Consider the following 10,718-nt stretch of genomic DNA (forward strand, 5'->3'; position numbering starts at 1 on the left):
GCTTCTGCCTCAGCGCCAGCAGCAGGATCACGCCCAGCAGAGCGGCGATCACGGCCCGGGCGGAGGTGAGGAAGACGGGGTCGAAGCCGCCGACCGCGACGCGCGTGGCGGGCAGTGAGCCGCTGAAGATGATCACGCCGACAAGGCCGCTGCCCCATCCCTTCGATGTCTGTTCCATGGCCCCGTCCGATCAGAATGAGCCGCAGCCATAGCCGTCGCGACCTTGGCCAGGACAGCGACAGTCGGTACACTGGTGATCAAACTGTATGCCAATCGAAACCATACAGTTGGAGCGCGGCGCGATGAGCAGGCCTTCGACCCGAACCGGCGACGTGATCGAGGCGATCCGCGACCGGATCGCCAGCCGGACCTTGTCCCAAGGCGACAAACTGCCTTCGATCCGCGGCTTCGCCACGGCCTTGAAGGTGTCGCCCTCGACGGTCGTCGAGGCCTATGACCGCCTGGTGTCGGAAGGTGTCGTGATCTCCCGGCCAGGGTCGGGCTTCTATGTCTCGGCCGGCGCCGCGCCAAAGGTCTTCAACGAGCTTCAGCCCAGGACCGATCGCGCCATCGACCCGCTGTGGGTCTCGCGCCAGTCGCTGGACGCCGCGCCGGAGGCGCTGAAGCCCGGCTGCGGCTGGCTTCCGCCGGACTGGATGCCGGGCGCGATCCTCCGGCGCGCCATGCGTGGCCTGGCCCGCGCCGACGACGCCACCCTGGCCGACTATGGCGGCACGCGCGGGCTTTTGCCGCTCAGGCAACTTCTGGCGCGCCGCTGCGCGAGCGAGGGGCTGGAGGTCAGTCCCGAACAGCTGCTGCTGACCTCGTCCGGCACGCAGGCGATCGACCTGATTTGCCGGTTCCTGCTGCGGCCCGGCGACACGGTGCTGGTCGACGATCCCTGCTACTTCAACTTCCAGGCCCTGCTGCGCGCCCATCAGGCGCGGGTCGTCAGCGTGCCCTACACGCCGACCGGCCCGGACACGACGCGGTTCGCGGCGATCCTCGCCGAGCATCGGCCGCGGCTCTACATCACCAATTGCGGCCTCCACAATCCGACCGGAGCGACGATGTCGGCCCAGACGGTGCACAAGGTGCTGACCGCCGCCTCGGCCCACGGCCTGGTCATCGTGGAGGACGACATCTTCGCCGAGTTCGAGCCGGAGCCGTCGCCGCGCCTGGCGGCCTTCGACGGCCTGGTCAACGTCATCCGCATCGGCAGCTTTTCCAAGACCCTGTCGGCCTCGGCGCGCTGCGGCTACATCGCGGCGCGGCCCGACTGGATCGAGGCGCTGGTCGATCTGCAGGTCGCGACCAATTTCGGCGGGGCCAGCCCCATGGCGGCCCAACTGATCTTCGACAGCCTGATGGACAGCGGCTATCGCCGACACATGGAGGCCCTGCGGCAACGCCTTTCGAAGGCCAGGCGCGAGGTGGGAGCCCAGCTCGACAATCTTGGCCTGACGGCGTGGGTCACGCCCCGCGCCGGCTTCTATCTCTGGCGCCAACTCCCGGACGGCCGCGATGCGACGGATCTCGCCCAGGTCGCGCTTCGCGAGGGTGTGATCCTGGCGCCGGGCAACGTCTTCAGCGCCGCGCAGCAGGCCGGCGACTTCATGCGCTTCAACGTCGCGCAGATGCGAGATCCCCGCGTCTACGAGGTGCTCAAGGCTGGCCTGAGGTGAGGCGGGCCGGGGCGCGTGGGTGAGGACGGGGTCCCCACCCACGCGTGCGGCCCTACAGGTTCAGCAGCGTCGGGTCGCCGCCCTGGGCGGTGATGTTGATGCTCAGCGCGCGCTCGACCGCGTAGCGCAGCAGGGCGTGGGGGCCGCCGGCCTTGGGGCCGGTGCCCGACAGGCCCTCGCCGCCGAACGGCTGGACGCCCACGACGGCGCCGGTCATCGAGCGGTTCACATAGCAGTTGCCGGCCGGGACCAAGCGCTGGACGTCGGCCGCGAAGCTCTCGATCCGCGAATGGACGCCCAGGGTCAGGCCGTAGCGGCGGGCCGCCAGGGCGCCGGCCACCTGTTCCAGGTCTTCGGGCTGATAGCGCACGACATGCAGCACCGGGCCGAACACCTCGCGCTCCAGGAAGTCGGCGGCCGGGATCTCGGCCAGGACGGGGGCGAAGAAGGTGCCGGTCTGCGGCGCCGGCAGGCTGTGGAGGACCTTGGCCTCATGCTTGAGGCGCACCAGGTGCTTGTCCAGCGCCGCCTTGGCCTCGGGGTCGATGACCGGGCCGACGTCGGTGACGGCCAGGGCCGGGTCGCCGATCACCAGGGCGTCCATCGCGCCCTTCAGGCCGTCGATGATGTGGTCGGCGGTGTCTTCCGGCAGGAACAGCAGGCGCAGGGCCGAGCAGCGCTGGCCGGCGCTGCCGAAGGCCGACAGGATCACGTCGTCGATCACCTGTTCGCGCTGGGCGGTGGTGTCGACGAACATGCCGTTCAGACCGCCGGTCTCGGCGATGAACGGCACGATCGGGCCTTGGCGTTGAGCGAGGGTCTGGTTGATCCGCCAGGCGGTGTCGGTGCCGCCGGTGAAGGCCACGCCGTCCAGGCCGTCGTGAGCGGTCAGGGCCGCGCCGACCGTCTCGCCGCGACCCGGCAGCAGGGCCAGCAGGCGGTGGTCCAGGCCGGCGGCGTGATACAGCTTCACGGCCTCCATGGCGATCAGCGGGGTCTGCTCGGCCGGCTTGGCCAGCACGGCGTTGCCGGCCGCCAGGGCGGCGGCGATCTGGCCGGTGAAGATGGCCAGCGGGAAGTTCCACGGGCTGATGCAGACGAAGACGCCGCGACCGGCCAGGCGCAGGGTGTTGGTCTCGCCGACCGGACCGGTCAGGACCTCGCCGGCCAGGCCGAACTGCTCCTCGGCCAGCTTGGCGTAGTAGCGGCAGAAGTCGACGGCCTCGCGCACCTCGGCGATGGCGTCGGGACCGGTCTTGCCGGCCTCGCGCGAGAGGATGGCGCACAGGCGTTCGAGATTGGCCTCCAGGGCGTCGCCCATGGCGCGCAGGACCTCGGCGCGCGCCGGGCCGCCAGCCTGGTCCCAGGCCGGCTGAGCGGCGCGGGCCAGCTTGAAGGCCTGGTCGATCTGCGGCAACTGGGCCTCGGACACCACCCCGACCACGCGGTCGTGGTCGGTCGGGCTCTGCACCGGCATCGGCGGGGCGCCGGCCGTCAGCTTGCCGCCGATCAGCGGGCCGGCCGACAGGGTCAGCTTGTCCAGTTCGGCGACGTGGGCGGCCAGGCGGTCGCGGTCGGCCTTCACCGACAGGTCCAGCCCGGCGCTGTTCTTGCGGTGGGGGCCGTAGATGTTGACCGGCGTCGGGATCTTGGCGTGGCGGTCGGGATGGGCCTCGACGGCGGTGATCGGGTCGACCACCACCTTCTCCACCGGCACCCGCTCGTCGAGCAGGGCGTGGACGAACGAGGTGTTGGCGCCGTTCTCCAGCAGGCGGCGGACCAGATAGGGCAGCAGGTCCTCGTGGCCGCCGACCGGAGCGTAGGCCCGCAGGGTGACGCCGTCATAGAGGTCGTCGGCGGCCTTGTAGAGCGCCTCGCCCATGCCGTGCAGGCGCTGGTGCTCGATCTTCACGCCGGCGTTCTTGGCCATGCGGACCACGGCGGCCAGGGTGTGGGCGTTGTGGGTGGCGAACTGGGCGTAGAGGTGCGGCGCGGCCGCGATCAGGGCCTTGGCGCAGACCAGGTACGACAGGTCGGTGGCGGGCTTGGTCGTATAGACCGGATAGTCCGGACGGCCGGCGACCTGGGCGCGCTTGATCTCGCTGTCCCAATAGGCGCCCTTCACGAGGCGAACCATCAGGCGACGGCCGGTCTCCTTGGAGAGGGCCGTCAGCCGCGCGATCACTTCGGGGCAGCGCTTCTGGTAGGCCTGGACGGCCAGGCCCAGACCGGTCCAGTCGCCCAGCTCGGGCTCGCGGCACAGCCGGTCCAGCAGCTTCAGCGACAGCGCAAGTCTGTCCGCTTCCTCGGCGTCGATCGTGAAATTGATGTCGTACTTGGCGGCGATCAGGGCCAGGCGCAGGACGCGCGGATAGAGCTCGTCCCAGACGCGGGCTTCTTGCGTCGCTTCATAGCGCGGGGTCAGGGCCGACAGCTTGACCGACACGCCGTGGCCGGCTTCGGGCCCGGCCTTGTTGGACAGCTTGCCGACCGTCAGGATCGCGTCGGCATAGGACTTTTCGTAGCGGGCCGCGTCGGCCGCGGTGCGGGCGCCTTCGCCCAGCATGTCGAAGCTGCAGATGTCGCCGTCATTGGCGGCGCGCTTGATGGCCGCCTCGATGGTGCGGCCCAGCACGAACTGTTCGCCCATGATGCGGATGGCCTGGCCGACGGCGGCGCGGATGACGGGTTCACCCAGCCGGCCGGCGATCTTCTTGATAAACGCCGGCAGGTCCTTCTGGGCCTGGTCGTCGGGCTCGACGATCTTGCCGGTCAGCATCAGGCCCCAGGTCGAGGCGTTGACGAACAGGCTGTCGGAACCGCCCAGGTGGCTGGCCCAGTCGGCCGAGCCGATCTTCTCGGCGATCAGCTTGTCGCGGGTGTCGTCGTCGGGGGTGCGCAGCAGGGCTTCGGCCAGGCACATCAGAGCCAGGCCCTCGCGGGTGCCGAGCGAGAACTCCTGCAGGAAGCTTTCGACCACGCCCTGCTTGCGGACGCTGCGGCGGGCGCCGCGCACCAGGGCCTCGGCCTCGGCGCGGACGGCGGCGCGGTCTTCGCTGCTCAGGGCCTGGGCGGCCAGCAGGTCGGCGATCACGGCCGCTTCGTCGCGGTACTTGCCGTCGTCCAGGGAGTCCCAATCGGTCATGGTCGCCTCGCTATCGGTATATCGTCGCTATATCGCCGGCTTGTTCGAAGGTGCTTCGTTTGTTTGGCGGCAGGGCAATACGATCTTCGGCAAAAGTGGCGAATGACGTTGTTCGCTCCAAGGCGCGCGACGACGTGCCGCGCCCCGCCTGACGCACGAGGCGGCGAGCGGTGTCGGTCGGCAGCATGATCGGGATGGGGAGAGGTGGGAAGGGACGCGATACGGGGGGAGGTCGCGCGTCCCTTCCGCTCTCACACGGCGCCTACGGGGGAGAGGGCGCCGCATCTGCGCTCCGCCGGGGGGAATGGCGGAGGCTGGTCCCAGTTCGCCGGACCGCCGAGGGGGGGAGTGGCGGTCAAGCTCGCTAGGACGATCGAGGGTATAGTCCTGGTTCTTGTGAAGGTGCTTTGTTTGTTGATATAAATTTCCGAATTATCTTCGGGGAAATCGGGAAATCGCCATGTCTGCTCTAGATGACACAGATCGCCGACTTTTGCGGGTTCTGCAGGCCGACGGCCGCATCACCAACGCCGAGCTGGCCAAGCGCTGCAACCTGTCGCCGGCCGCCACCTTCGACCGCGTGCGGCGGCTGCGCGAGCGGGGATTCATCGTCGGCTACGCGGCCCTGCTGGATCCGGCCAAGGTCGATCGCGCCCTGCTGATCTTCGTCGAGGTGGTGCTGGACCGCACGACCGGCGACGTGTTCGAGGAGTTCGGCGCGGCCGTCCGCCGCGCGCCCGAGATCCTGGAATGCCACATGGTGGCCGGCGGTTTCGACTACCTGATCAAGGCCCGAGTGCGCGACATGGAGGCCTATCGCAACTTCCTCGGCGACATCCTGGTCAAGATGCCGGGCGTGCGCGAGACGCGGACCTATGCGGTGCTGGAAGAGGTGAAGAGCACGGTGCAGCTGCCGTTGTGACATCCGCTCATTCCGGCCTTTGCGGGGATGAGCGGAATTAAGTGGATCGCTCCCGCTTGCGATACTCGGCCACCTTGGCCTTGTTCCCGCAGGCGCTCATAGAGCACCAGCGGCGGTCGCCCTTGCGGGAGGTGTCGACGAACAGCACCGCGCAGGGCGGGCCCTCGCACTGGCGGATACGGTCGCCGAAATCGCCGCCCAGCAGCGAGACGCCCTCGCGGGCCAGTTCCGCCAGCAGGCCGCGGACGTCGCCCGACAGCCGCGCCTTGCCCGAGGCGTCCAGTTGCAGCGGCGCGGCGGGCAGGGCGGCGTAGCCGTTGAGCAACTCGCGGTCGGCGTCGGGCAGGGCGCTTCCCTCGGCGCGCGACAGGGCCAGGCGGTAGAGCGCCTCGCGCAGCGACCGGGCCTGGACCAGGTTGCCCTCGGTGGCGCCCGGCGCGGCGTCGGCCAATTCCGCCGCCACCAGCCAGCGATCCAGATCGCCGGGAGACGCCAGCAGGTCGCGCGGCGTCGCGCCCAGGCGGCCGACCATCGTCGCGGCCAGGTCCAGGGCCGGACTGCCGCCGCGAAACTTGAACCCGTCGCGGATCTCCGCCTTCGCCGTCATGCCGTGCTCCGAACCGGATTGACAGGTTACGGTGTTTCGCTAATGGTCCGCAAGCTAACCTAACAAGCAGGTTACTACCCTGGAGGGCGAGATGACATCGATCCTGAAACGTGCGGTCGGCGCGGGTGTGGCGTTGGCGACCCTGATGCTGGCGGCCGCCGCGACGGCCGCCGAGCCTTCCCTGGCCGGAACCTGGACCCTGACGGCGGCCGACCGTCTCAAGCCCGATGGCGCGCGGGCCCGCGACTATGGCGAGCATCCCAAGGGGCGCCTGATCATCGACGCCCAAGGCCGCTACTCGCTGCAGATCTTCGACGGCGACCGCCCGCGCGTCGCCTCGGGCGACAAACGCACGGCCACGCCGGAGGAAAACGCCGGCGCGGTGATCGGATCGTCCACCCATTACGGGACCGTCGCCGTCGATCCGGCCGCCCACGTGCTGGTTTTCAAGATCGAGGGCGCGTCGTTCGCCAACTGGGACGGGACCGAGCAGCGGCGCCAATACGTCCTGACCGCCGACAGCCTCAGCTACCAGGTGCCGACGCCGCGCCCTGACGGCTCGGTCCCGATCTCGGAGTGGCGGCGGGAGCGGTAGGAGAACTGGCCGGGGACATGCCCTTGCGGCGTGTCCCCAACAGACCCAGTGCGAGATTTGGGGACACGCCGCGAGGGCATGTCCCCTGCCGCGTCTAAGGCTTCACCGGCGCGATCCAGGCCCGCTCGTTGGCCAGGTCCAGCGTCACGATCCACTGCTTCAGGGCGGGGACGCCGATATTGCCGTCCAGGATCATGTCCTCGACCAGGACCTTGCCGCTGATCTTCGGGCCGCCGACCAGGGTCATCTCCACGGACTGGCCTTTCTGGATCGCCGGATCCAGGCCCAACAGGTCGGCGACGTGCTTGCCGATCACGGCCGTGCCGGTGCTGCCGGAGTCCAGCTCCAGCCAGATCCGGCCCTTGGCTGTCGGGGCGGCGAGGAACGGCGTCAGGGCCAGGCCCATGGCCTCGCGGCTGAAGTGGACGGGCACCTCGACGCCTTGGCGGGCACGAGCCTTCAGGCTCCTGGGGGTCTCGATGATCAGCCGGCGGCCGGCCAGGTCCAGGGTGACGGCGCGGCCGGCGAAGGCGTCCAGGGCGACCGAGCCGTCCAGCGGCGGGGCGTCCTTGGGCAGCAGGAGCGAGAAGTCGATGACGCCCGTGGTCGGGGCCAGCAGCGGCGCCCCCGCCGCCGTCAGGCGGACGTCGTCGCAGCGCGGCGTGTCGACCCGGTCGCCGCGCATGCGGAAACCCGTGGTCCGTCCCCAGGGCTTGCAGCCGATGGCGTCGGCGAAGGGTTGGGAGATGGCGGTCATGCCGCCGGCGGTGTCGAGCAGGAAGCGGCGCGGCTTGCCGTCGACCTCGGCCTGGAACGACCAGAGCACGCCCAGATAGGGCTCCAGGGGGATGGTGACGGGCTTGGCCGGCGGAGCGGGGCGCACGGGCGCGGCGAGGACGGGACCCGCTACGAGCGCCAGTCCGATCGCGGCCAGGCCGCCGAAGGAACGCAAGACCGCGCGCATGTTCCGAACACCCCCTGAAGCCGGCGCGGCAGCGTGCGCCCATGGCTTTTGGTCGCCGTTCCGGACCGGGCGGTAAAGTGAACTCGCCGTCATTCGCGGCGAACCGCGCGCGGCGTGCGACGAGCGGTCAAACCCCCAAGGTTGGAAGGGGCGCGCGGGAATTGGGGGGAGCGCGCCCCTTCCGGCTTGGCGGCGTCGGGGGGCGACGCCGCTAGCACTCCCCCGCTGGGGACGGGGGATCGGGTTGGCGTCAACGGGCGGGGGGAGCCCCGCCGCCGAGCGCCTTGTACAGCGTGGCCAGGTTGGTCTCCCGCGCCAGGCGGGCGACGATCAGGGTCTTCTGCGAGGTGTAGAGCGTGCGCTGGGCGTCCAGCACCGACAGCGAGCTGTCGATCCCGGCGCCGTAGCGGGCCTGCGACAGGCGGACCGTATCGTTGGCGGCGGCGACCAGCCGTTCCTGCGAACCGACCCGTTCCGCGATGGTCGACTGCACGGCCAGGCCGTCGGAGACCTCGCGGAAGGCGGTCTGGACCGTCTTTTCGTAGTTGGCCACGGCGATGTCGCGACCGGCCTTGGCGCTGTCGAGACCCGCCACGTTCGCGCCGCCGGAGAAGATCGGCACGCTGATGCGCGGGGCGAAGCTCCAGGCGCCGTTGCCGCTGTCGAACAGGCTGCCCAGGCTGTTGCTGGCGACCCCCGTCTGGCCCGTGAGGCTGATGGTCGGGAAGAAGGCCGCGCGGGCCGCGCCGATATTGGCGTTGGACGCGGCCAGCTGGTGTTCGGCGGCCAGCACGTCGGGACGACGCGTCAGCACGTCGGACGGCAGGCCGGCCGGCAGGTCGCGCAGAATCTGGGCGGTGACCAGGCCGCCGGCCGGCAGCAGGTCGGCCGGCACGTCGGCGCCGACCGCCAGGCGCAGGGCGTTCTTGTCCTGCTCGACCAGGGCGATCGCGGTGGCCACGTCGCCGCGAGCGGCTTCGACCAGGGTCAGGGCCTGGCTGAGCTCAAGCTGCGAGATGGCGCCCGCCTCGAAGCGTCGGCGGATCAGGACCGTGGTCTCCTGGCGAGTGCGCAGGGTCTCCTGGGACACGGCCAGCAGATCCTGGTCGGCGGCCAGGTTCAGCCAGGCGCCGGCGGTCTGGGCGATCAGGCTGATCTGCACCGAGCGGCTGGTCTCGCGGGTGGCCAGATAGTTCTGCAGCGCCGCGTCGTTGAGGCTGCGCACCCGACCGAACAGGTCGAGCTCCCAGGACGTGACGCCGACGCCGGCGGTGTAGACCTCGACGGTGCGGTCGCCGCCCGCGATGACCTGGGCCGAGGAGCTTTCGCCCCGCGTCCCGGTCGCCGAGGCGCCGATCGCCGGCACGAGGGCCGCGCGCTGGATCCGGTACTGTGCGCGCGACTGCTCGATGTTGAGCACCGCCACGCGCAGGTCGCGGTTGTTGGCCAGCGCCAGGTCGATCACGCCTTGCAGGCGCGGATCGATGAACACGTCGCGCCAGCCCAGGTCGGCGGCGCTTGCCGTCGAACCGGTGTTGGCGGCCGCGATGGGCCAGGCGTTGGCCACCGGCAGGGCCGGGCGCACGGTCGCGGGCGCCAGGGTGCAGGCGCCGAGGGCCGAGGCCGCCAGCAGGGTGAGGGTCAGGTTACGCACAAGCATCTCAGTGGCTCTCGGCCGGAGTCGTGACAGCCTCGTCGCGGCGACGCGGCTTGGGTTTGAAGATCCGCTCGACGATCACGAAGAACAGCGGGACGAAGAAGATCGCCAGCAGGGTCGCCGAGATCATGCCGCCGATCACGCCGGTGCCGATGGCGTGCTGGCTCCCGGAGCCGGCCCCGTTCGAAATCGCCAAGGGCAGCACGCCGAAGACGAAGGCCAACGAGGTCATGATGATCGGCCGCAGACGGATGCGGACCGCCTCCACCGTCGCCTCGACCAGGTCCATGCCCTTCTCGTGCAGGTCCTTGGCGAACTCGACGATCAGGATGGCGTTCTTGGACGCCAGCCCCATGGTCGTCAGCAGGCCCACCTGGAAGTAGATGTCGTTGCTGAGGCCGCGGAAGGACGTGGCCAGCAGGGCGCCGACAATGCCCAGCGGGATGACCATGATCACCGACAGCGGGATCGACCAGCTCTCGTACAGAGCCGCCAGCAGCAGGAACACCACCAGGATCGAGATGCCGTACAGGGCCGGAGCCTGGTTGCCGGACTCGCGTTCCTGGGCCGACAAGCCGGTCCATTCGAAGCCGACGCCGGGCGGCAGCTGCGCGGCGATCTTCTCCATGGCGGCCATGGCCTGGCCCGAACTCTTGCCCGGCGCCGGGGCGCCCTGGATGTTCAGCGACGACAGGCCGTTATAACGCTCCAGGCGCGGCGAGCCGTAGATCCAGTGGGTGGTGGCGAAGGACGAGAACGGGGCCATCGTGCCGGTGCTGGTGCGGACGTACCAGCTGTTCAGGTCTTCCGGACGCATGCGGTAGGGCGCGTCGGCCTGGACATAGACCTTCTTGACCCGCCCGCGATCGATGAAGTCGTTGACGTAGGCGCCGCCCCACGCGGCGCTGAGCGCGGCGTTGATGTCGGCCGTGGTCAGACCCATCGCCCCGGCCTTGGCCTGGTCGATGTCGATCTTCAGCTGCGGGGTGTCGTCCTGACCGTTGGGACGAACGCCGGCCAGGGTCGGGTCCTGGGCGGCCATGCCCAGCACCTGATTGCGCGCGGCGACCAAGGCGTCGTGACCCACGCCGCCGACGTCCTGCAGCTGGAAGTCGAAGCCCGACGAGGTGCCCAGTTCCGGCA

At 70.1% G+C, this 10,718-nt stretch carries 8 protein-coding genes; 3 read left to right on the forward strand and 5 right to left on the reverse strand.

The features are described from left to right. Positions 1-302 precede the first annotated feature (302 nt). A complete protein-coding gene (locus AC1DZ6_RS09915) occupies positions 303-1,685 on the forward strand; it encodes an aminotransferase-like domain-containing protein (protein WP_477097019.1) in 1,383 nt (460 codons plus the stop codon). 52 nt (positions 1,686-1,737) lie between these two features. Here the strand turns inward: AC1DZ6_RS09915 and putA are convergent, their stop codons facing one another. Beyond that, a complete protein-coding gene (gene putA / locus AC1DZ6_RS09920; RefSeq protein WP_477097020.1) occupies positions 1,738-4,830 on the reverse strand; it encodes a bifunctional proline dehydrogenase/L-glutamate gamma-semialdehyde dehydrogenase PutA in 3,093 nt (1,030 codons plus the stop codon). Positions 4,831-5,284: 454 nt separating this feature from the next. Between putA and AC1DZ6_RS09925 the strand changes: the two genes are divergently transcribed. Beyond that, positions 5,285-5,752 (forward strand): Lrp/AsnC ligand binding domain-containing protein, encoded by a 468-nt coding sequence (locus tag AC1DZ6_RS09925; RefSeq protein WP_477097026.1) that lies wholly within the window; start codon positions 5,285-5,287, stop codon positions 5,750-5,752. 37 nt (positions 5,753-5,789) lie between these two features. Here the strand turns inward: AC1DZ6_RS09925 and AC1DZ6_RS09930 are convergent, their stop codons facing one another. Beyond that, the gene (locus tag AC1DZ6_RS09930) at positions 5,790-6,359 is read right to left on the reverse strand and encodes a CGNR zinc finger domain-containing protein (RefSeq protein ID WP_477097021.1); all 570 of its coding nucleotides are present in this window, start codon (positions 6,357-6,359) and stop codon (positions 5,790-5,792) included. Positions 6,360-6,450: 91 nt separating this feature from the next. Here AC1DZ6_RS09930 and AC1DZ6_RS09935 point away from each other — a divergent pair, with 91 nt between their 5' ends. Then, positions 6,451-6,954 carry a lipocalin-like domain-containing protein gene (locus AC1DZ6_RS09935; protein ID WP_477097022.1) on the forward strand — a complete coding sequence of 168 codons (504 nt, stop codon included), beginning with the start codon at positions 6,451-6,453 and terminating at the stop codon, positions 6,952-6,954. A 94-nt stretch (positions 6,955-7,048) separates the two neighbouring features. On the opposite strand, the gene AC1DZ6_RS09940 is transcribed toward AC1DZ6_RS09935, so the two are convergent. The 3 genes from AC1DZ6_RS09940 to AC1DZ6_RS09950 all read right to left on the reverse strand — a co-directional run. Beyond that, on the reverse strand, positions 7,049-7,918 hold the full coding sequence (locus AC1DZ6_RS09940) for a hypothetical protein (protein ID WP_477097023.1): 870 nt from the start codon (positions 7,916-7,918) through the stop codon (positions 7,049-7,051). A gap of 250 nt (positions 7,919-8,168) precedes the next feature. Continuing rightward, positions 8,169-9,578: an efflux transporter outer membrane subunit gene (locus AC1DZ6_RS09945; RefSeq protein WP_477097024.1), complete on the reverse strand. Its 1,410-nt coding sequence runs from the start codon at positions 9,576-9,578 to the stop codon at positions 8,169-8,171. A 1-nt stretch (position 9,579) separates the two neighbouring features. Then, on the reverse strand, positions 9,580-10,718 hold a 1,139-nt coding region (locus AC1DZ6_RS09950; RefSeq protein WP_477097025.1), incomplete at its 5' end, for an efflux RND transporter permease subunit.

This window comes from Caulobacter sp. P1_B12_2 (assembly GCF_056406675.1).